Genomic DNA, 22,607 nt, shown 5'->3' on the forward strand with positions numbered 1-22,607 from the left:
AAGGACGCTCCCTTATCCATAGCAGGGCTAAGAGAAAATGGATGGAAAATTTCAGACACGACTCTACTCCTTCGCGTTTATTGCGTGAAGTAGGAGTCATCAGCTTCATCAGGGAAGCGGTTTGGCTGAATGCCCGGCAGAATCCATTACCGTTTCAATCGGATAGGGCATCGGCTGGAGAGTTGTCAATAGCAGTTATAAGCAGTGCAAAAAATTGTCTGCGTGTCGAAGCCTCATATCCATGGCGGCTTGGTCATTGGGATGCGCCATGAGGCGTCTGCCAGTTTCATCAGCATTTCTGACATCGGATGGAATCTAATGAATTTACAGTATTTTGAATATGTTAGAGAATATTTCGTAAGGTTTGTGAAGGGTGTGGCGTTGTCCGTCACGGCGTGTGCGACAAGCGCAACAGGCCTTATCTGCGATCCCGGTGGCCTGCTGGCAGATTGCCTCGATAAAGCAAGATCGGATATGAGGAAAACAGGTCGCAACGTTTTTAAACGCATTTCGGTCAGTCAGGCGTTACGGTTCGTGTCAGTCCTTCATGAAAGAGAAAATCCGTGTTGATTGCATCTGCCCATGCTGAGTTGATTGCTGTTTTGACGGCGGTGACGGATGGTGCGCCGCGTGTGATGACGGTTCGCTCTGGGGAGGCCTTACCGTCCGGGCCGTTTGAGGTGGGGCATCGCAGTCTGCAAAGCGGGCTTAGAGAGTGGATCGAGAGCGAGACGGGGCATCCTGTCGGCTATCTGGAACAGCTTTACACTTTTGCCGACAGGGATCGTTCTGCCAAAGAGGAGGAGGGGCGGACGATTTCGATCAGCTATCTGGGTCTGGTGCGTGAGCAGGCAGCCCCTGGCGCCGGTCGTCCGGGCTGGCATGGCTGGTATGAGTATTTTCCTTGGGAAGACTGGCGTTCAGGTCCGCCAGCCTGTCTCGAGGTAATTGTTGAGGCGCTGCATTTGTGGGTGGCGCAGGAGCGGAGCCGCAAAGGCCATCGTCAGCGGAGACTTGATTTTTCCTTTGGTCTTAATGGGATGGTCTGGAATGAAGATCTCGTGCTGCAACGGTATGAGCTGATGTATGAGGCGGGACTGGTGCAGGAGGCCGGGGCCACGAGTGGGATGGGGCAGCCCATGTTCGCTGATCATCGCCGCATCCTTGCCACCGGCATTGCCCGACTGCGAGCCAAAATCAAATACCGCCCGGTCGTGTTCGAGTTGATGCCGGAAAGCTTTACCCTGCTGCAATTGCAGCGCACCGTCGAAGCGCTGGCCGGCTTGACACTGCACAAGCCGAATTTTCGCCGCCTGATCGATCAGCAGCAGTTGATTGAGGAGACCGGCGTTATGGCCAGCGAAACCGGTGGCCGTCCCGCCAAGCTTTTCCGCTATCGTCATGCCGTGCTGGAAGAGCGGGCTCTTTCCGGCTCAAAGCTGCCGCTCGCTCGCAGCTGAGCCGTTTCCAGTCTCAAACAAAAGCCCTTCTCGTCAACCGATTGACATAAACTCTTTTTGAGAATAACTCTTGTGCCCGAGATATACTCACTTTGAGTAGAAAGGGAGATGAGAGGATGACGGCAGCGATATCGATGGAGGCGCTCTATCAGCGCATGGCGCGGGTGGTGCCGAAGGCCGAATGGCTGGGCTTCGAGGAAGATGTCGAGGCGATCCTGGCGCTGAAAAAGACGCGCAACGCGGTGATCCTCGCGCATAATTACCAGACGCCGGAGATTTTCCATGGTGTGGCTGATATTGTCGGTGACAGTCTGGCTTTGGCGCGCAAGGCGATGACGGTGGACGCTGATGTGATCGTGCTGGCGGGCGTGCATTTCATGGCCGAAACCGCCAAGCTGCTCAATCCGGAAAAGACGGTGCTGATTCCCGATACCGGGGCAGGATGTTCACTGGCGGAATCGATCACGCCAGAAGATGTGGCGCTTTTGCGTGCCGCCCATCCCGGCGTCCCGGTGATCACCTATGTCAACACCTCGGCGGCGGTGAAAGCGGCCTCGGATATCTGCTGCACCTCCGGCAATGCGAAGCAGGTGGTGGAATCACTTGGCGTGCCAAAAGTGCTGATGATCCCGGATGAATATCTGGCCCGCAATATTGCCCGCGAGACTTCGGTGGAGATCCTCGCCTGGCATGGTCATTGCGAGGTGCATGAACTGTTCACGCCGGAAGATATCGAGGAGTTGCGCGCCGCCCATCCGGGCGTCGTGGTGCTGGCCCATCCAGAATGTCCGCCGGAGGTGATTGCGGTGGCGGATTTTGCCGGATCGACGGCGGGTATGTCGGATTATGTCGGCCGGGAAAAGCCCGCCCGCGTGGCGCTGATTACAGAATGTTCGATGAGCGATAATGTTGCTGTGCAGTATCCGGCTGTTGACTTCGTCCGTCCTTGCAATCTCTGCCCGCATATGAAGCAGATCACCTTGAAAAACATCCGCATGGCGCTGGAGGAAAACCGCCATGAGGTGACGGTCGATCCCGCGGTGGCGGATAGAGCGCGTTTAGCCGTTGAACGGATGCTAGCGATATGAGCGGGGAGCTTGCCAATCTGCAAGACCGTGTCGTCATCATCGGCAGCGGCCTTGCCGGGCTCGTGACCGCTCTTTGCCTGCGCCCGCAGCCGGTTCTGCTGCTGACGCGGGCTGATCTGGGGGCGGAAAGCTCCAGTCAATGGGCGCAGGGCGGCATCGCTGCAAGTCTTGGCTCGGATGACTGTGCCGCGCTTCATGCTGAAGATACGCTGAAGGCCGGGGACGGGCTTTGCGACACGGCCATGGTGCGGCTGATAACGGAACAAGCGCCTGCGGCTATCGCTATGCTCGAAAGCTACGGCGTGCGTTTCGATCGCGATGGCACGGGCGCAATTGCGCTTGGTCTGGAAGCGGCCCATAGCCGCCGCCGCATCGTTCATGCCGGGGGCGATGCGTCAGGTGCTGCCCTTGTGCGGACTTTGGCTGCCGCCGTGAAGAATAGCCCGTCGATCGATATTCTCTCTGGCTGCGAGGTCCGGCGCTTGATCGTTGATGAGGGTCGGATCGCCGGCCTTCTTGGGGCCACGGCAAAGGGCGCTTTACGGCTTGCCGCCAGCCGCGTGGTGCTGGCAACCGGCGGGCTCGGCGGGCTGTTTGATGCCACGACCAATCCGCAGGGCAACTACGGTCAGGGCATCATGCTGGCGGCGCGGGCAGGAGCGGTACTGGCCGATATGGAATTCGTGCAGTTTCATCCGACGGCGCTGGACAGTGCGCGCACTCCTCTGGCGCTGATCAGTGAGGCTGTGCGGGGCGAAGGGGCGGTGCTGATCAATCCGCGCGGTGAGCGGTTCATGGCGGATGTCACGGGGGCCGAGCTTGCGCCTCGCGATGTCGTCGCCCGCGCCATCAGCACTGAGCGACAAAAGGGCGGCAAGGTTTTTCTCGATGCGTGCCAAGCGCTGGGCGCGGGTTTTTCTGCGCGTTTTCCGGCGATTGACGCCTTGTGCCGCGAGGCTGGTATCGATCCCGCCAATGAGCCGATACCGGTGCGTCCTGCCGCCCATTATCACATGGGCGGTGTGGCGACTGACAGCTATGGCCGAACGTCGATAGAGGGACTTTGGGCGGCGGGCGAGGTGGCCTGCACAGGTCTTCATGGGGCAAATCGACTGGCCAGCAATTCGCTGCTGGAAGCTGTCGTCATGGGAAAACGGGTCGCCGAAGCCATGATGGTGGCAAAAAACAAGGGCGTGCACTTGCCGGATATGGCGATGCCGCCCGATGCAGATCTGCGCTCAATACGCCCTGTGGTATCGGCCCATCTCGGTGTCTTGCGCCATGAAGCCGGGCTTGCTGCTGCGGTTCGGGCCGTGTTGCCGATGGCGCTTGCCGTTCAGCCAGCGAGCGACCCGGCCATGATTGCCCTGCTGATGGCCGTCTTTGCCCATCGGCGGTGCGAATCGCGCGGCGGTCATGCCCGCACCGATTTCCCATCGCGGCTTGCCGCATCCTGCCGTCAGGAGATGACGCTGGGTGAGGCGTTGGATGCTGCGGTGACCATTCTCTCCTCCTCTCCGACCGTTCAGAAACGGAGCGCCTGACATGTCCGATTTTTTCCTGCCGCGCCTGATGATCGAACCCTTGCTGCGCCATGCGCTGCTTGAGGATCTTGGCCTTGCCGGTGACATCACAACTGATGCCGTCATTCCCGCCGGGCACCGCTCCACCGTGGTCATGGCCAGTCGAGAGTCGGGTGTCATTGCCGGTCTCGATCTGGCAGAGCTGGCTTTTGAACTGATCGATCCGGCCCTTGTCTTCACCCGCCATGTCGCCGATGGCGATCGGATCGAGGCTAAAACAGTGCTGGCGACGGTTTCCGGTCCTTCGCGGGCATTGTTGACGGCAGAGCGGGTGGCTTTGAACTTTCTCTGTCATCTGTCTGGCATCGCCACACAAACGCGGCGCGTGGTTGATGTGGTGGCCCACACGAAGGCTGCGGTCGTTTGCACCCGCAAGACGACGCCGGGGCTGAGAGCCGTGGAAAAATATGCCGTGCGCATGGGGGGCGGCATGAATCATCGCTTTGCCCTCTATGATGCGGTGCTGATCAAGGACAACCATATCGCCATTGCCGGAAGCGTGCGGGACGCCTTGCTGAGCGCCAAGGCACGCGCTGGTCATATGGTGAAGATCGAGGTGGAGGTGGATCGTCTCGACCAATTGCAAGAGGTGCTGGACATCGGTGCCGATGCGGTTTTGCTCGACAATATGACACCACAGATGTTGAGGCAGGCCGTGACCATGATTGACGGGCGCGCCATTGCCGAGGCATCGGGCGGCATTACGCTTCAACGCGCGGCAGAAATTGCTGAAACCGGCGTCGATCTTTTATCCATGGGCTGGATCACCCATTCAGCCCCGGTTCTCGACATCGGTCTTGACTATCGGCAGGGGTGAAAAACGGGTAGAATGGTGCGAAGCAAAACAGATTTTCGCGCGGTTTTTACCTCGTTATGTAAGGGGCTGGCGCCTCTTTTGGTTTACAAATGCTAAATCCCTGATTTTTCCGGGTTAATGGAGGATCGAGTGGAGTGTCGGACTGCTCATACTCCGGGCACGGAATAAGAATTAGGCAAGTCGCTGCACAAATGCATGGCAGTCGCTCAAATATTGCACTGCGAGACTCTCTGAAGCAGGTGTATAAGAGGCACCAAGGGCAGGGACGGGAAAGACCCGCAGACACCTGCCAAGGATAGTCTAGAGGAAATACCCATGAACCCGATTCGCATTGCCAAGAACTGGATCAGCTACCGCCGCACGATGAATGAACTGAGCAGCCTCTCCAACCAGGCGCTCTCTGACATTGGCGTGACGCGTTTCGAGATCCGTAATATCGCGAGCCGTTCCTTCCGTTAATCGGAACTGCATGTCGCGAAGAGCCTTGAGGCCTTTGCAAAAGCGGCATGTATAGGCGACGTTTTGATGATTTGAGCACGGCATCCGCAAGGGTGCCGTTTTCGTTTGACGAAATCTTCCTGCGAATCATCGCATCTCACCGATTGGAAGCGGCGGTCAGGCGTGATATTGAGCCGCCATGACAGACAGATCTTCTCTTTCTCCCATTCATATCGTCGGCGGTGGTCTTGCCGGATCGGAGGCTGCCTGGCAGGTGGCCAATGCCGGTGTTCCGGTCATCCTGCACGAGATGCGTGGCGTGCGTGGCACCGATGCCCATAAAACCGACGGGTTGGCCGAACTGGTCTGCTCCAACTCATTCCGCTCAGACGATGCGACCGCCAATGCCGTTGGCGTCATTCATGCGGAAATGCGGCTGGCCGGGTCTTTGATCATGGCATGTGCCGACAGGCATCAAGTTCCGGCTGGCGGGGCTTTGGCCGTTGACCGCGACGGGTTTTCTGCGGCGGTCACAGAGGCGCTGGACGCCCATCCGCTGATCACTATCGTCCGCGAGGAAATAACCGGCCTGCCGCCTGAGGATTGGGGCCTGACGATTGTCGCCACCGGGCCGCTCACCTCGCCATCGCTGGCCGAAGCGATCAGCGCCGAAACAGGTGAGGATGCGCTGGCCTTTTTCGATGCCATTGCCCCGATTGTCTATCGCGACAGCATCGACATGTCGGTCTGCTGGTATCAGTCGCGCTATGACAAGGTCGGACCGGGCGGCACCGGCAAGGATTATATCAACTGCCCGATGGACGAGGCGCAGTACAATGCCTTTGTCGATGCCCTGATTGCAGGCGATGCCGTCGGCTTCAAGGAATGGGAAGGCACGCCCTATTTCGACGGCTGCCTGCCGATCGAGGTGATGGCGGAGCGCGGGCGTGAAACGCTCAGGCACGGGCCGATGAAGCCAATGGGCCTGACCAATGCCCATAACCCTACCGTCAAGCCCTATGCGGTGGTGCAGCTCAGGCAGGACAATGCGCTCGGCACGCTTTATAATATGGTCGGTTTCCAGACCAAATTGCGCTACGGCGCACAGGCCGAGATTTTCAGGATGATTCCGGGGCTGGAACAGGCGGAATTTGCCCGACTGGGCGGTCTGCATCGCAACACCTATATCCATTCGCCGGTGCTGCTCGACCCGTCGCTTCGTCTCAAAAGCCGTCCGGCCCTGCGCTTTGCCGGGCAGATCACCGGCTGTGAAGGCTATGTCGAAAGCGCTTCCATCGGTTTGCTGGCCGGTCGCTTTGCCGCTGCCGAACGCAAGGGCGAAGAGATTCGTCTGCCACCGGCCACGACGGCGCTCGGCTCGCTGCTCAATCACATCACCGGCGGTCATATCGTCTCGGAGGATGAGTCCGGCAAGCGCTCCTTCCAGCCGATGAACATCAATTTCGGCCTGTTCCCCGAGCTTCAGCCCGGCTCTCTCGTCAAGCCGGAAGGGGTGAAGCGCTTCCGCGGCAAGGACAAGACCATCATGAAGCGGCAATTGATTGCCGCCCGCGCGCTGGAAGACTGCCGTCAATGGCTGGGGCTCTGAGAGGCTGATTTCAAAGATGTTACAGTGCCCTGCACCCATGTATGGCGCAGGGCTCTTTAAGCGGCGTTAACCCAGCTCCTGCACGGCTTTCAAAACGGCTTCGGCATGGCCTGCCACCTTGACCTTGGGCCAGAGGGCGGCGATTTTGCCATCCTTGTCAATCAGAAAGGTGCTGCGCTCGACCCCCATATAGGTCTTGCCATACATGCTTTTTTCCTTCCAAACGCCATAGGCCTCGACCACGCTTTTGTCTTCATCCGCACCGAGAATGACGCCAAGCCCGTGTTTGGCGACGAATTTATCATGGCTTTTTACCGGGTCTGGCGAAATGCCGATAACGGCGGCACCAGCCTTTTCGAATTCCGGCAAGAGTTCGGTGAAGGATTTGGCTTCAGTTGTGCAGCCGCTGGTGTCGTCCTTGGGGTAGAAATAGACGACGACGGGTTTGCCCTTGAATGCAGCGAGCGAAACATCGCCGCCGCCGTCACGCGGCAGGGTAAAATCGGGAGCTGTAGCTCCAATCGACAATTCAGCCATAGGATACCTTTCTTTTGCCGGGTTTGTGGAAATATAAGACCGCGAAGGATATAAGGCGCGCTTTCCTTGCGTCTAGCGGTATACTGCCGTGCAAATCATCAAACAGCATTGCGCTGAATGAGGGCCAATTCTGGCTGAACGGGTTATGAAGTCTATTGCAATTCCGGACTCCCAGTCCTCGCTTTTGCTGGAATTGCCGCATGTGTCGGGAGCAACGGGCCGGGAATGGGCGATATAAGGGGCGAAAAACTTCGGTTTCGCAAGCGCGACATCATCGCCCTGGAAACGCTGCCCTCAGCGCAGGCGCATGAGCCTCTTATTGTGCACTGCCCGCCTAAAAGGGGGTTGGTGATCCGCTTTTGCCGGGTAATGATCGCGCTTTCGGTCGTTGTCTTCGTTCTTCTGTCGGCTGCCACCATTGCCATTGAAACCGGCAGTTTCGACCGCATGCTGTTCACAGGTGCAAGGGCTGCGCTGCAATCGGCCATCGGTGCGGATTTCAAGGCAGAGATCGGTGGCACCTCGATCCGTTTTTCCAAAAGCCTGCATCTGTCCGTCGCCGCTTTGAACGTTAAGATCATCGATGCGCAGACCGGTGAAAGCTTGAGCGACACCAAAGAGATCAAACTGGTGCTCGATCCCTTGGCGCTCTTGGTTGGCCGGGTGTCCGTGACCGAGATTGAAGCGGATGGCATTACCTTCAACAGTGCCCTTTTGCCGTCTGGCGGCAAGATCGATATGGCCGGACTGCGTATTGATCAGTTCCCGGCCTTCATGGATCGTGTCTTTGTCGGCATCGATCAGGTCCGCGGTATCATCACGCGCGGGGGGCTTGATCGCCTCAGGCTCGATAATATTCAGATCGCCGCCACGGATAATATCGGTACCCCGGTCACCGTGACGGTGGAGGATCTGGCGCTGGCCCGTAAAAAGGGTGAGGCGCTGGCCATTCACGGCCAGATATCCATCAATGGCCACAGGAGCCTGCTGAGTGCCGAAGCGACAGGACAGGCCAACCGCACGACCGGGCTGACCGTCGGTGTCAGTGATCTTTACGTCACCCCTTTCGCCATCAAGCGTGCCCCGGACGGGCAATGGCGGGAAGGGCTCGATTCCACTCTTGACGTAAGCCTTCATGCGGACCGGCAGACCGCAGGTGAAAAACCCGACTTCGAGGCCCGGATCGTCAGCGGTAAGGGCGTGCTCTATATGGATGGCGATCAGCAGGTGCTCAATCGCGCTGATATCAATGTAGCCTACGATTTCGACCGGATGCGCGCAGAGATCCGGCCTTCCGTTGCCGATTTTGGTGAGACGCATCTTCCCCTGAGCGGTTTCGTGGTCGATGTCGATCGCAGTCAGGCTTCTGCGTCTGACTCGGGCCAGGCGTCCGTCTCGGCTCAGGTTCCCGCCTCAGGCATCGCTCTCAGTCTGTCCATCGACAATGGCAGGGCCTCCATTCCAACGTCCGGTGAAAAGCCTTTTGCCTTCTCCATCGCTGCGAGCGGAATTTTCCATCCGGACACCACCACGCTGAATGTCGATGCTTTAAAGATTTCTTCGCCCTATGGCACGATGAATGCGACGGTGGATGTCAAATTCGGCGACCAGTCGCCGGAAATCCGCTTCAATGGCAAGCTTGCCCAGATGCGCACCCAGGTGATCAAGCAACTCTGGCCTTACTGGATGGCCAGCAAACCGCGCCAATGGGTGATGACCAATCTGCATGGCGGAACAGTGTCGCAAGGCTCGATCTTTGTCTTTATTCCCGCAGGCCGGATGAAAACGGTGCCGACACCGCTCGATCTTGGGCCGGATGAACTGAAAATCCAGTTCGACATTAGCGGCGCGCGGCTGAATGTGGTTGGCGATATCCCGCCTGTGCGTGACGTGACAGGCCATTTCGAGGCAACCGGCCCGCAGATTAAGATGCGGATCGACAGCGGCACGTCCGTCTTTCCCTCCGGCCGCAAGGTGAAGCTCGATCAGGGCCTCTTCTCCGTCAATGATGCCTATCTGAAGCCGCTGATGGCCGATATCGATCTGTCACTGAGCGGCAAGGCCGACGCTATTGCCGAACTGGTGAGTTTCAAGCCGATCGAGGCAATGCAGCGCATCGATATGAGCGCTGACGATTTTACCGGCGATATCAAGGGCAAGGTGCATCTGCACGGCGGCATCATCGAAGAGCAGCATCCGCCACCGATGGACTGGTCCGCCTCGGTGGACATGAATGGCGTGTCGCTCAAGCATCCCTATATGGGCCGCAAGATCACCGGCTTTGATGGAACCCTTTCGGTTGACCCGAAAACGGCGGTCCTCAAGGGCAAGGCGGGCATTGATGGTGTGCCGATGACCATTTCGCTCACCCAGCCGGTCGAAAAGAACAGCAAGGACCAGACACAGTGGACCGCCAAGGGCATTGTCAATGACGATGATCGCGAAAGGCTGCTGCCGGAACTGTCGCAATTCATCAAGGGGCCGATGGCGGTGGAACTCACCCGTATCGATGACGATACCATCGGGGTCCAATCTGATCTGACCGATGCCAGTCTTTCTGTTCCCTGGCTTGGTTGGACCAAGGGGGTCGGCGTCCGCGCCAAATCCACCTTGAACCTGACCACAAAGGGTTCGACAACCACACTCGACAAGTTCAATCTGAGCGGTGACGGTTTCGGCGTCACGGGCAAGCTGATCCTGGCCAAAAACCATTTGGCCTCGGCCCTGTTTGACCATGTCAAACTGACGGCGAATGATGATTTTTCTGTTGCGGTCGATGTTAGCAAGAGCGTGATGCAGGTGAAGGTCAAGGGTGCATCCTTTGACGGTCGCTCGCTGTTCCGCAAGATCAAATCCGGCGGTGGTGACGGTGCGGGAGCGAAGAAAGAGGCCAACAAGGACGATGATCTCGATGTTCAGGTCGATTTTGACAAGGTTATCGGTTTCAACGGCGAGGTTCTGTCCAGTGTCAAGGCCATGTATGGCGTTCGCAATGACAAGGTGATCATTCTCAAGCTCAATGCGCTGACCGACAGCGGTCAGGCCGTTGTGCTGCAAAGCAGCAATGTCGGCGATATCGGCCACTATTCGCTGATCACCTCGGATGCGGGCGATCTGGCGCGGCTTCTGGATCTTTATGATCACATGCGCGGCGGGCTGCTTGATCTGAAACTGCAGGGCGAGATCGGCAAGAGTCTGACGGGCAGCATCGATCTGCGCAATTTCCAGCTGGATAACGAAAAACGCCTGCAGCAGATTGTCAACACATCGCCGGACGGTCGAAGCGAGAGCCTGAACCGTGCCGTGAAAAGCGACATGGATCTGAGTTCGGAACGCTTTCAGCGCGCCTTTGCCACGATCAGCTATCGTGACAGCGTTTTGTCGCTGCAAAACGGCATCGTGCGCGGCGAGCAGGTCGGTGCGTCCTTCCAGGGTGTGCTCAAGGATGCGCGCGGGCAGATGGAGATGACCGGTACTTTCATGCCGGCCTATGGCCTCAACCGGCTTTTTGCCGAATTGCCAATCATCGGCACCATTCTCGGCAATGGCCGCGACCGCGGGCTGATAGGTATCACCTTCAAACTGACCGGATCGGCCTCATCACCGAATATCTCCGTCAACCCGCTATCGATCATTGCGCCCGGGGTTTTCCGCCAGATTTTCGAATATCAGTGAAGATACTGCATAATGCCTTAAATCGGGTGAGATTTAAGGTGAAAATGATGCAGCAGATTAAAAGAGTTACAGCGCCTTGCGCCAAATTTGGCGCTCAGCGCTGTAAAAGGTGCTGGTTTTTCGCCCCGTTACTCTTCGTTGCGGCCCATTACTCTTCGTTGCGGGTTGTCAGCGGACGCTTGAGAATGCTGTCTCGAAGGCTCATGCCGCCTGTATCCTTGCGTGGTGCGGCAGGGCGTGGCACAGCCGGTGAGGGGGCTGTGGCAAAGAGGCCACCGCTTTCGGGCTTGCGCAGTCCGGCATAGGCGCTTTGCGGGCGGAAACCGGATTTCTGCTCCGGTGCCGGTGAAAAATCCTCTCCGGCTCCAGGTAACATGCCGGGTCTGTAGGGTTCCAGCACCGGTTCTACAGGGAGGGAAGGCTCTTCTGCGAGGGGAAAGTGCGGCGTGCCAGAATGCGCCGGCGCCTCGAAGGTGTGCTCTTGCGCCAGATAGCTTTGCTGGAAGGCGGAAATATCCGGCTCTGTGCTGGCACGCATGCGGGAGATGACCTCGCTCAGATCGATGGCATCCGGCTGATCATTGCCTGCATGGACCGCAAGGCCGCTGGCCTTGGGCAGATAACGCTTTGAGACGCGCTCGAATTTCATCCGCATCGGCACGGCAATCGCTTCACCAAAGGCAATCGCCTCGCCATTGCCAATGGAGGAGATGAAGCTGGTTGTGGATATCGAGCTGTCGGGTAAGGCGGAGCGGATGATGTCCTGGTCGCGCTCATTGGCAAGCCGCATGGCGAAAACGGTGGAGCACTGCGATAATATGGTCTGGTCGAGTTCGCCCGGACGCTGGGTGATAATGCCGAGCGAAATTCCGTATTTGCGGCCTTCCTTGGCGATACGGGCAATGGCCTGACGGGTGGGAAAGAAGCCAAGATTGGGGTCGGCAGGCACATAACGATGCGCCTCTTCACAGACCACCAGCATGTGTACGGCACCCTTCGACCACATGGCGAGCTCGAAGGCCATGCGGCAGAGCACAGAAGCGACGGCATTGACGATTTCAGACGGAATACCGGCCAGTTGGAAGGTCGAAATTGGCCGGCCGTTACCCGGCACCCGGAAGATATGCGCCACCGTTTCGACAATGGTGTCACTGATCGTATTGCTGGAAAACATGAAATGATAGCGCGGATCGTTGACGGCAGAGAGAATGCGCATCTTCAGCGCCCTGAGATAAGGTTTCTCGTCGCGCCCGTCCAGCTTGCCGATGCGTTCGTCGATCAGCGCCAGAAGATCGGCCAGCCGATAGGGCACCGGTGTATCGGCCGTAAAGCCTGCCCGCTCGCTGCGTCGCATCAGCCCGGATTCGCTGCCCTTGAAGGCGCGCTTGGCCTCCGGGATCAGATCGCGCAGAATATCCACCTCTTCCGGCACAGGTGTACGACCGCGATAGATCACTTCCGTAAATTCTTCCAGCCGCATCAGCCAGAAAGGCAGGTCCAGCGTGTCGGTGTCGATCACCACGGCATGGTCGGGAAAGGCGGCGGCAAATTCATTGTGCGGATCGAGGATCAGCACCCGAAGCTTCGGGTCGCTTTCGATTGCCTTGTGCAGCAGCAGCGAAACGGCGGTGGATTTGCCCACGCCGGTTGAGCCGACCACGGCAAAATGCTTCGACAGCATGGAGGGAATATGGATGGTCGCATCGATGGAGAGGTCCTGGCTCAATCGACCGATCACACAGGCACCGCTCTCCTGCGCATGATAGATGCATTCCAGATCGGAGCTGCGGATGCGATGGGCCACCGCGCCGAGATAGGGATACTGGGTGATGCCGGAGGAAAACCGTTCAATCCCGTCCGGTCCGCGGCAGACTTCGCCCATCAGTTCGGTGTCGATGATCAGGCTGTTATCGGCTTGATCCGACCAGAACCCGTTTGCCGTGCGCATGGCATAGACAAGGGCAACCACGCGGTTTTCACCGACATCGATGGAGATCAGCCGACCGATGGACCAGAGAGAGGTGAGATCGGTATCACCATTTTGAACCATTGCTGCAATGGTGGCGCGGCCACCGGTGCAGGCGCTTACCCGCCCGAGAAGACGGTTGCCCAAGGTCAAAGGATCGCGTCGATCCGCCATGACAGACGAATCTTTCTGGGGCAGGTCAGGATCGCGCAAAAGGAACTCCATACAATTCCTCCTATTATATCAGGGGCTTTGTTAAGAATGGGTTGAGCTCTTATGCAGTCGTCATGTATCGATCTGCTGCGAAAATATGCAGCCTGTGCCGAAAAACAGCGCTTTTCGGCGTTGACGTGCTGCCATCGAGTGGCTATCACTTCGTTCCATGACAAACTTTTCTATTATTCTTGTGGTGGGATGGCGCATGGGCATGACGGTGTAACCGTCAGGCATTAGCCACCCATGCGCGACGAACAGGCTCCTCCAAGGGGCCTTTTTTTATGGCCAAAATCAAGATAACAGCTAGGTTCAAACGGGAAAGAGGCAGGCGGAAACGGGATGAGCGGTAACGACAATCAGATGACCGGCGCGGAAATCGTATTGAGGGCGCTGAAAGACAATGGGGTGGAACACATCTTCGGCTATCCGGGTGGTGCCGTTCTTCCTATCTACGACGAAATCTTCCAGCAGGACGATATCCAGCATATTCTCGTGCGCCACGAACAGGGTGCGGGTCATGCGGCGGAAGGCTATGCCCGCTCGACAGGCAAGGTCGGCGTTATGCTGGTGACTTCCGGCCCTGGTGCGACCAATGCGGTGACACCGCTTCAGGATGCGCTGATGGACAGCATTCCGCTGGTCTGCATTTCCGGCCAGGTGCCGACGACGCTGATCGGCTCGGATGCCTTTCAGGAATGCGATACCGTCGGCATCACCCGGCCCTGCACCAAGCACAACTGGCTGGTTAAGGATGTCAACGATCTTGCCCGCATCATTCACGAGGCGTTTCGCATTGCCCAGTCCGGTCGCCCGGGTCCGGTGGTCGTTGATGTGCCGAAGGATGTGCAGTTTGCCACGGGCACCTATGTTCCGCCGGAAAACCGGGTGATCCAGAAAAGCTACCAGCCAAAGGTGCAGGGCGATGCCAAGGCCATTCAGGCGGCGGTGGAACTGATGGCCAGCGCAAAACGTCCGGTGATCTATTCCGGCGGCGGCGTGGTCAATTCCGGCCCGGAAGCCTCGAAACTGCTGCGCGAACTGGTCAATCTCACCGATTTTCCAATCACCTCCACCCTGATGGGTCTCGGCTCCTATCCGGCTTCGGGAAAGAACTGGCTCGGAATGCTCGGCATGCACGGCTCCTACGAAGCCAACATGGCCATGCACGATTGCGATGTGATGGTGTGTATCGGTGCCCGCTTCGATGACCGCATCACCGGGCGGCTCAATGCCTTTTCGCCCAATTCGCGCAAGATCCACATCGATATCGATCCCTCCTCGATCAACAAGAATGTCCGTGTGGATATTCCGATCCTCGGCGATGTCGGTCTGGTGCTGGAAGACATGGTGCGTCTGTGGCGGGCTATGGCGAAAAAGCCGGATGCTGTGCAGACGGCGGAGTGGAAGGACAGCATTGCTCGCTGGAAGGCGCGCAAGTCCTTCTCCTATACGCCGTCGCGTGACGTCATCATGCCGCAATATGCGCTGGAACGTCTCTATGCCCTGACCAAGGATCATGACACCTATATCACCACCGAAGTCGGCCAGCATCAGATGTGGGCGGCGCAGTTCTATGGTTTCGAGCAGCCGAACCGGTGGATGACCTCCGGCGGTCTCGGCACCATGGGCTATGGTTTCCCGGCGGCGATCGGCGTGCAGGTTGCCCATCCTGAAAGTCTCGTCATCGACATTGCCGGTGACGCCTCGATCCAGATGTGCATTCAGGAAATGTCCTGCGCCGTGCAATATAACCTGCCGGTCAAGATCTTCATCATGAACAACCAGTATATGGGCATGGTGCGGCAATGGCAGCAATTGCTGCATGGCAACCGGCTGTCCAATTCCTATACGGAAGCCATGCCGGATTTCGTCAAGCTGGCCGAGGCCTATGGCGCGGTTGGTCTGCGCTGCGAAAAGCCGGAGGATCTCGATGGCGCGATTTCCGAGATGATCGCGGTGAAAAAGCCGGTGATCTTCGATTGCCGTGTTGCCAATCTGGCCAACTGCTTCCCGATGATTCCGTCGGGCAAGGCGCATAATGAAATGCTGCTGCCGGACGAGGCGAGCGACGAAGCCGTTGCCACCGCCATCGACGCCAAGGGCCGCCAGCTCGTCTGATCAGAGGACAAGACCATGAATGCACATCTACAACCGACCGGGTCGGCCTATTTCATCTCCCCGGAAACCGCAGCCGTGGAAAACCATACGCTTTCCGTGCTGGTGGACAATGAGCCGGGCGTTCTTGCCCGGGTCATCGGTCTGTTTTCCGGTCGTGGCTACAATATCGAAAGCCTCACAGTTTCTGAAACCGAGCATGAGGCGCATCTGTCGCGCATCACCATCGTCACGCGCGGCACGCCCGCCGTTCTTGAGCAGATCAAGGCGCAGCTTGAGCGCATCGTGCCGGTGCATCGGGTGCTGGACCTGACGGTGCGCGCCCGCCAGCTCGGTCAGGAACGGCCGATCGAACGGGAAGTGGCGCTGGTCAAGGTGATCGGCAGCGGTGAGGTCAGGGCGGAGACTTTGCGTCTGGCCGAAGCCTTTCAGGCCAAGGTGGTCGATGCCACGCTTGACCATTTCATCTTCGAAATCACCGGCAAATCCTCGAAGATCGATCAGTTCGTCTCGATCATGAAACCGCTCGGCCTCAATGAAATCTGCCGCACCGGCATTGCCGCCATGAATCGCGGCCCACAGGGCATGTGAGATCAGACGCCCTTCTTTATCCAGACAAAGCCCTGCATCTTTTATGACGCAGGGCTTTGTCTGTTTTTTGAGGCTGAAAATTGCAGGAACGGATTGAACCGGTCTGGTTCTCGATTGCTTTGTTTTGATTTGCTTTTCGAGCAATCCATCTCCCGCTTTCAGCAGGCGGTCAGCACCGAAGCCGGAAAACGTTAACAAACCGTTATTCGTCGTGATTGAACAAAAGCAGGGCACTTGCGTTGTCATCGCAGGTAGAAAAGGAGCCTTGCCATGAAAGCCGCAACGGTCATTCTTACTCTTGCAACAGTATTGGCGCCCGCAGGTCTTGCTGCGAAGGCCTATTTTGAAAATCAACCTTATACCGTCTTCAATCCGCCGCAGTTTAAAACGGTTGTGCTGCAAAAAACATCAAGGCTGGTGCAGGAGCAGTCTGCGCTGACCTCCGAAGATGGCGGCGACTGGGCTTCCGACTGCTATAATGCCTATGGTCATGGCGGTGCCGTGGAAGACAATGCCAAGGTTCTCAAAGCCTGCATTGAAGGATAAGGCTTGCCAGATCAGGCCGTTTTCAGCACCTTCTCCATCAAGCCGTGATAGGCTGTAATCAGCCGATCCACATTGAGACCGGCTTCCTGCGGGCCGAAACTGAGATGGCTGACGGTGAAGCCGGAATAGACGGCGGTCTTGCGATTGAGAAAAGCGGGCAGGTCAACTGTGACCGCTCGTTCATCATCGCAGGGGCCAAGGGCAAGATGCTGAATATCGCGGCCAAGCCAGGCGATGAAGTTGATCGACTGTCGCTGATCCCATTCCATGACGGCGGCAGGAAGCGGCAGGTCGGGCTTTGGCAGTTGCAGCACATAGTCATGCAGGGCCGTGGCCTTTTCAGCGCTTCTCCACAAGGTTCCGCCGAAACCACCGGGTGGATTTTCAAATTCGCCAACAGATGCGGGAATGGAGCCAGCCACCTGCTGCAGATAGGCGCAGATGCCATTGTTGATGACATTGGCCGAGACGACAAAATATTGCGGATGACGACGGCGGAATTCGATGAAACCTGCCAGCCCCTCAAGATCCATATAGACGATGTCGTCGTCGCATTTGAGGAAGACTGTATCTTCAAAGGTTTTGAGATGGCGGGCGTAATAGGCATAGGCATGCCAGTAGGGCATGGGCGTCGAGGTATCGCCGATATAGCGGCGGATCGGCGTATTGACTTCCGGCAGTTCCAGATCGCCGCCCCAGCCTCCGCGCAGCATGATCTCTGCCCCTTTTTCCAATGACAGGCCGGACCACGCCCCCACGGTCACGCCATTGACGAACAGTGCCAGAACACCACTCGCTTCAATGCTTAAAACGATGTCATTGGCCTTGCCGGGGCTGAGAACGGATGGCGTTGGACTTGTCCATAAAGGTGTGACGTGATCCCGATCCGGGTTTTTCAGTTCCGTGCGCGGCAGATGCCGCACGGCAGAGGCGGTATTGTTCCAGCCGCCAATGACGATCTCGTAAAAATAGTCCGGGTCGTCGTTTGGCAGTAGCGCCAGATGCAGATCGTTGGTGATCGACGCTTTCAGGCGATAGGGGCTGATCGGCGTCAGTTGTCCATGCTTCTGATAGGCTGCTTGAGCCTTCATGAAACGCACCGGTCCGAATTCCCGGTTCAGCCATTCGTGATCGCTTTCCGCCCGCGTCAGATCCCAGACATGCCATTCGTCGATCAGGCCGAGATCAAGCGCCCGGCGAACATAATGATTGAGAATGTCCATGCGTTTTTCACGTCCGGCGAAGGTGACGAGAATGACTTGAGCCATGCAGAGCCTCGTTAAAGAATCAGTCGCAGTCATCGTCACCGGTAGCAATCTGTCCGGATCAGAAGACGGGCGGGGGAATGAAAGGATTGAAAGCCATGGTCAGTCAACGGTTCCGATCATCGAAACGCAACGATCACCTCATCTGAAAAGGGGAAATCCTTTTCAAACCGGCACTTTGGCCAGCAGTCGAATCGCAAGCCTAATTTAGCGATTTTTGGATTTTGATACAGCGGAATTTCGTGATGCAGAAGCTGCGGGAGAAGACTGCTTTTTCCTTGCTTTCCTCAGCCGAATCCGGGCATCTCACCTGTCATGCAGTTTGCTCCGCAACAGGATGAAGCCCTGAAAGCCGTTTCCCGCTGGCTGAAAGAGGGCAAGACGCCGGTTTTCCGTCTCTTCGGCTATGCCGGGACGGGCAAGACCACGCTTGCGCGTTATTTTGCCGAACATGTCGATGGCGATGTGCTGTTTGCCGCCTTTACCGGCAAGGCTGCGCAGGTGCTGCGCTCGCGCGGGGCATCCAATGCCAAGACTATTCATTCGCTGATCTATCGCCCGCGCGGCGAAGAACAGGTTGAGGATGAGGAAACCGGCAAGACGTTGATGTCGCCGATGTTTTCCATTAACCGTCAAAGCCCGGTTGCCAAGGCGGCGCTTATTGTCATTGATGAGTGTTCGATGGTGGATGAGCAGCTTGGCCGCGATCTTTTGAGTTTCGGCACGCCGATTCTGGTGCTGGGCGATCCGGGACAGTTGCCGCCGGTCTCGGGCGGCGGTTTTTTCACCGAGCAGGAACCGGACTATCTCCTGACGGAGATCCATCGTCAGGCCCGTGACAATCCGATCATTCAGCTTGCCATGCAGATTCGCGAGGGGCGCGAGATCATGCAGGGTGATTATGGCGAAACGGCCAAGGTGATTTCGCGACAGCAAGTGACCCAGGATCTGGTGCTGGAGGCCGATCAGGTGCTGGTTGGCACCAACAAGACGCGGCGGCGGTATAACCAGCGGCTACGCGAGCTGAAAGGCTTTACCGCCGATTATCCGCAATCGGGCGACAAGCTCGTCTGTCTGCGCAACGATCAGGTCAAGGGGCTCTTGAACGGTTCGCTGTGGAAGGTGATGACCGCATCACGGGAAACTGTGAAGCCGGGGATCAACCTTCTGATCAAACCGGAAGATGACGACATGGATCGCGGCGCCGCCAAGATCAAGCTGTTGAAAGCGGCCTTCGAGGAGATCGAGGGAGAAATTCCCTGGTCGACCCGCAAGCGATACGATGAATTCGATTATGGCTATGCGCTGACAGTGCACAAGGCGCAGGGTTCGCAATGGGACAATGTCGTGCTGTTCGACGAAAGCTGGGCATTTCGCGATACGCGCGAACGCTGGCTCTATACCGCCGTGACCCGGGCTGCCGAGCGTCTGACCGTCGTGCGATAAAATGGCTCAGGATGAGATCAGGCCAAGCAGTACGGCTTTTGCCACCGCCTGAAACCGGTTCGTCGCCTTCAGCTTGCGCATGATACCGGTTTCCAATGCCTGTATTGCCTCAGGGGTCATCTGCAGGTTTCGTGCTGCCCGCGGCTGGGTATACCCATCGGCCATGAGTTCCAGATATTGATATTCGAGTTCGGTCAATTCGATACCATGTCCTCTGTGATCATCATGCTCGTCGCTGCCGTCGGAGGGCGTCAGCAGACCGTTGATCTGATGCAATTGCCGGATCATCATCGACTGCGTGGCGATCAGTTCGCGCTTGCGTGCCTCAAGCGCCTCACGAAACAGGCTGTCGGCCTCTTCCTGGGAGGAGGTTTCCTGCAGTTCCGCCAGAAGATCCTGAATGGCGGCAATCGGCATTCCGGTTTCCCGGCACAGATTGATCAGCATCATGCGGCGAATATCGCGGTGATAATAGACCCGCATAAGCCCCATGCGGCTGGAACTCAGAAGATTTTTCTCTTCGTAGAAATGCAACGTACGGTGGGTGACGCCGAACAGATTGGCCATGTCGGAAATCGCCACCGGCTCTGGGGGCAAATCGTTCATAAGCGGCAGATTGGGCAGGGTCACCCCACCGTCAAAGCCGTCACGGTCTGGTGATGCTATGGTTTTATGAAATAGATTATATGGCTCCATTCTATCGTACCCCCTGCCCATCCAATGTCCAAAATGATACTATATGCCGTTCCGAAGATGTGCTAATTCTTAAAATTAAAATATACGAAAATACTAAAATTTACAATAATCCAAAGGATATCTGCGGGAAGGGCACCCAAACAGACGAGGTAATCCCTCGCCGTTTCACAAAAATCGTATTCTCATTCCATTGCCGCAATACGAAAGGGAGCGATTGTTACGCTTGCGTCTCAATCGGCGGCACCTGCATCCATTCCTTCAATCGACCCCCATTTGAGGAATGGTGCAGCCATGGATGAGGTCAAGAACGATGTTTGCGGAGGAATTGGTCTGCGATCGATTCGTCCTGTCCCTTAAGGATTATTTTATACAAAAAATATTCAATGTTAAGTTGTTTTTATCCTTTCCAGCCCCTTTCTCCACGGCTTGGTGCTCTGAAGCTTGTCGCGTTTTATTGTCCTTCATAAAAGGATAACGCACATGCGAAAAAAACAAAGGCTTAAAGCACGCTGACTGAGGCTGATAAGCCGCAACGTGCTTTAGCAGGCTGCTGAAAAAGGCGCGCCGGACGAACTGCCTCTATGGATTTGTTCGGGAAAGATGCCGGGGGTTTGAATGGGTCTGCGGTGATGAAAAAGCTTTGCGGGGGATAGAGCGTTCCGACCATTGAACGTAACATTCGATTTTCTTATCGATGCATCTGAGAAAATCATTGGTATTGCCGGTTTTAACGACGCAGAGCTTGTCGTGAAGGCCAAAATCGCCCATGACCTGATCTCTAATGATGACTATCGGGTTGGGCGGCAACAGCGTTCCAGTCGTTCCCCCCCGTGAGAAAAGAGGCTTCAGTCCAGCCATGCCCGCCAAGCTCTCCGTCAATCTCAATGCTATTGCCATGCTGCGCAACCGCCGAGATCTCCCTTGGCCGGATGTTGCGCATTTTGGCCGCCTGGCGCTTGGCGCCGGTGCCTATGGTCTGACCGTCCATCCAAGGCCTGATCAGCGGCATATCCGTTTTGCCGATCTGCCGGTGTTGCGCGCCCTGATTGATGATGAATTTCCTGAGGCCGAGTTCAATATCGAAGGCTATCCGACGGAGGATTTTCTGGCGCTGTGCGAAAGGACCGAGCCGGATCAGGTGACGCTGGTGCCGGACGATCCGGCGCAGGCCACATCCGATCATGGTTGGGATTGTATTGCCCATCAAGCCTTCCTGAAAGAAACGGTGGCGCGGCTTAAGGGGCAGGGCATGCGTGTGTCGCTGTTTCTCGATGGCGATGGCAATCAGGCCATGGCAGAGGCCGCCAGCGCCACCGGCGCGGATCGTGTTGAGCTTTATACCGGTCCCTATGGCGGCTGTTATGATGCAGCGGAAGAGGCAGACAGACAGATCGCGCTCTTGGGAAAAACGGCTGATTTTGCCCATGCGCTCGGTCTTGGTGTCAATGGCGGACATGATCTGACGGTCGCCAATCTACCCGCGCTGGTCAAGCGCATCCCTTATCTGGCCGAGGTCTCTATCGGCCATGGCCTGACGGCGGATGCACTGGAATATGGCATGGCGGAAACCGTGCGGCGCTTCCGCCGCGCCTGTGGTGAAAGCCTTTGAAGCAGCTTTGAAGACCCGGCAGACCATGGTGGCCATGCCGGATCTTTCATGCACGGTCAGCCGAGCAAGGCATCCTTGCTGGCTGTGATGAAAGCCTCGAAGCTGACGCGCGGTTTTCCCGTCAGCTGTTCTGCGTCATCGGTGACCATGGCCAGATCGTCCTGACGAATGGCCTTGTCGATCGAGGCGAAGACGGGCGCGACAGCGGCGGGAAAGCCTGCGGCTTCCATGCCGGCAATCAAAGCCTCGTCCGAAATATCCACCACCGTCAGCGGCTTGCCCGTCGTTTTCGTGACCAGCGCTGCGATCTCACGCTTGGAGAAGGCACGGCTGCCGGTCAGCGTGTAGGTCACATTGTCAGACACGGGGCGGGCAAGGCCGGCGGCGATGGCGCTGGCAATATCATTGCGGGCGATATAGGAAACGCCGCCCTCGCCGGAGGCGCTGAACCATTGGCCGCTCGCCAGCGCCTTGGGCAGCGACATGAGCAGGTTTTCCATATACCAGCCATTGCGGAAAATCGTATAGGCAAGGCCGGAGGCCTTGATTGCTTCTTCCGTACCGAGATGCTCGGGGGCAAACTGAATGGCAGAGGCATCGGCCTTGGGCATGGAGGTGTAGAACACCCGCTTGACGCCAGCGGCCTTCGCAGCGTGAACGGCTGAAACATGTTGGGCAAGACGCTGGCCGATGGCGTCGGTTGAAATGATCAAAAGACGCTCAACACCTGAAAACGCCGTTGAAAGGCCTGCTTCGTCGCTGAAGTCAACCTTGCGGGTTTCGATACCCTGTGTCTTCAGGGCTTCCAGATCCTGCGGATTGCGGCTGCCGGCGATAATGTCGGCAGGAGACAGGCCCTGGCTGTCGACAAGGTGGCGGATGACGAGACTGCCAAGTTTGCCCGATGCGCCGGTGATCAGGATTTTTGCCATGGGGGTAACTCCGCTTCG

At 57.2% G+C, this 22,607-nt stretch carries 17 protein-coding genes and 1 riboswitch; of the genes, 12 read left to right on the forward strand and 5 right to left on the reverse strand.

The annotated features are described in order from the left end of the window. Positions 1-83: 83 nt before the first annotated feature. A riboswitch (Fluoride riboswitch) is annotated at positions 84-160 on the reverse strand. A gap of 403 nt (positions 161-563) precedes the next feature. The 6 genes from NAC44_RS10630 (at position 564) to trmFO (ending at position 6,995) form a co-directional block, all read left to right on the forward strand. Beyond that, positions 564-1,460 carry an NUDIX hydrolase gene (locus tag NAC44_RS10630; protein ID WP_250940607.1) on the forward strand — a complete coding sequence of 299 codons (897 nt, stop codon included), beginning with the start codon at positions 564-566 and terminating at the stop codon, positions 1,458-1,460. A gap of 116 nt (positions 1,461-1,576) precedes the next feature. Continuing rightward, positions 1,577-2,548: a quinolinate synthase NadA gene (gene nadA, locus NAC44_RS10635; RefSeq protein WP_250940609.1), complete on the forward strand. Its 972-nt coding sequence runs from the start codon at positions 1,577-1,579 to the stop codon at positions 2,546-2,548. Further along, positions 2,545-4,092, forward strand: coding sequence for an L-aspartate oxidase (locus tag NAC44_RS10640; RefSeq protein WP_250940611.1), 1,548 nt, complete (start codon positions 2,545-2,547; stop codon positions 4,090-4,092). Before nadA ends, NAC44_RS10640 begins: the two co-directional genes overlap by 4 nt. A 1-nt stretch (position 4,093) precedes the next feature. Then, positions 4,094-4,948: a carboxylating nicotinate-nucleotide diphosphorylase gene (nadC, locus tag NAC44_RS10645; protein WP_250940613.1), complete on the forward strand. Its 855-nt coding sequence runs from the start codon at positions 4,094-4,096 to the stop codon at positions 4,946-4,948. A 315-nt stretch (positions 4,949-5,263) separates the two neighbouring features. Beyond that, the gene (locus NAC44_RS10650) at positions 5,264-5,407 is read left to right on the forward strand and encodes a DUF1127 domain-containing protein (protein ID WP_250940614.1); all 144 of its coding nucleotides are present in this window, start codon (positions 5,264-5,266) and stop codon (positions 5,405-5,407) included. A gap of 178 nt (positions 5,408-5,585) precedes the next feature. Continuing rightward, positions 5,586-6,995, forward strand: coding sequence for a methylenetetrahydrofolate--tRNA-(uracil(54)-C(5))-methyltransferase (FADH(2)-oxidizing) TrmFO (gene trmFO / locus NAC44_RS10655; RefSeq protein WP_250940616.1), 1,410 nt, complete (start codon positions 5,586-5,588; stop codon positions 6,993-6,995). A gap of 66 nt (positions 6,996-7,061) precedes the next feature. On the opposite strand, the gene bcp is transcribed toward trmFO, so the two are convergent. Beyond that, positions 7,062-7,532 carry a thioredoxin-dependent thiol peroxidase gene (gene bcp / locus NAC44_RS10660; protein WP_250940618.1) on the reverse strand — a complete coding sequence of 157 codons (471 nt, stop codon included), beginning with the start codon at positions 7,530-7,532 and terminating at the stop codon, positions 7,062-7,064. 225 nt (positions 7,533-7,757) lie between these two features. Between bcp and NAC44_RS10665 the strand changes: the two genes are divergently transcribed. Next, a complete protein-coding gene (locus tag NAC44_RS10665) occupies positions 7,758-11,207 on the forward strand; it encodes an AsmA-like C-terminal region-containing protein (protein WP_250940620.1) in 3,450 nt (1,149 codons plus the stop codon). 148 nt (positions 11,208-11,355) lie between these two features. Here NAC44_RS10665 and NAC44_RS10670 read toward each other — a convergent pair whose 3' ends face one another. Then, positions 11,356-13,347 (reverse strand): ATP-binding protein, encoded by a 1,992-nt coding sequence (locus NAC44_RS10670; RefSeq protein WP_250940622.1) that lies wholly within the window; start codon positions 13,345-13,347, stop codon positions 11,356-11,358. 381 nt (positions 13,348-13,728) lie between these two features. On the opposite strand from NAC44_RS10670, the gene NAC44_RS10675 reads away from it, so the two are divergent. From NAC44_RS10675 to NAC44_RS10685, 3 genes are all read left to right on the forward strand, one after another. Next, entirely contained in the window at positions 13,729-15,507 is a 1,779-nt protein-coding gene (locus NAC44_RS10675) for an acetolactate synthase 3 large subunit (RefSeq protein ID WP_250940624.1), read from the forward strand. A gap of 15 nt (positions 15,508-15,522) precedes the next feature. Then, positions 15,523-16,095: an acetolactate synthase small subunit gene (gene ilvN / locus NAC44_RS10680; RefSeq protein ID WP_250940626.1), complete on the forward strand. Its 573-nt coding sequence runs from the start codon at positions 15,523-15,525 to the stop codon at positions 16,093-16,095. Between the two features lie 270 nt (positions 16,096-16,365). Beyond that, positions 16,366-16,641: a hypothetical protein gene (locus tag NAC44_RS10685; RefSeq protein ID WP_250940628.1), complete on the forward strand. Its 276-nt coding sequence runs from the start codon at positions 16,366-16,368 to the stop codon at positions 16,639-16,641. 11 nt (positions 16,642-16,652) lie between these two features. Here NAC44_RS10685 and NAC44_RS10690 read toward each other — a convergent pair whose 3' ends face one another. Further along, a complete protein-coding gene (locus NAC44_RS10690) occupies positions 16,653-17,909 on the reverse strand; it encodes a DUF6250 domain-containing protein (protein ID WP_250940630.1) in 1,257 nt (418 codons plus the stop codon). Between the two features lie 312 nt (positions 17,910-18,221). Here NAC44_RS10690 and NAC44_RS10695 point away from each other — a divergent pair, with 312 nt between their 5' ends. Next, a complete protein-coding gene (locus NAC44_RS10695; RefSeq protein ID WP_250940632.1) occupies positions 18,222-19,352 on the forward strand; it encodes an ATP-dependent DNA helicase in 1,131 nt (376 codons plus the stop codon). A gap of 6 nt (positions 19,353-19,358) precedes the next feature. On the opposite strand, the gene NAC44_RS10700 is transcribed toward NAC44_RS10695, so the two are convergent. Next, positions 19,359-19,958 (reverse strand): MerR family transcriptional regulator, encoded by a 600-nt coding sequence (locus tag NAC44_RS10700; protein ID WP_250940635.1) that lies wholly within the window; start codon positions 19,956-19,958, stop codon positions 19,359-19,361. 946 nt (positions 19,959-20,904) lie between these two features. Here NAC44_RS10700 and NAC44_RS10705 point away from each other — a divergent pair. After that, the gene (locus NAC44_RS10705; protein ID WP_250941080.1) at positions 20,905-21,657 is read left to right on the forward strand and encodes a pyridoxine 5'-phosphate synthase; all 753 of its coding nucleotides are present in this window, start codon (positions 20,905-20,907) and stop codon (positions 21,655-21,657) included. Between the two features lie 56 nt (positions 21,658-21,713). Here NAC44_RS10705 and NAC44_RS10710 read toward each other — a convergent pair whose 3' ends face one another. Beyond that, a complete protein-coding gene (locus NAC44_RS10710) occupies positions 21,714-22,589 on the reverse strand; it encodes an SDR family oxidoreductase (RefSeq protein WP_250940637.1) in 876 nt (291 codons plus the stop codon). Positions 22,590-22,607 lie beyond the last annotated feature (18 nt).

The organism is Allorhizobium sonneratiae, assembly GCF_023700755.1.
Taxonomy (GTDB): Bacteria; Pseudomonadota; Alphaproteobacteria; order Rhizobiales; family Rhizobiaceae; genus Allorhizobium; species Allorhizobium sonneratiae.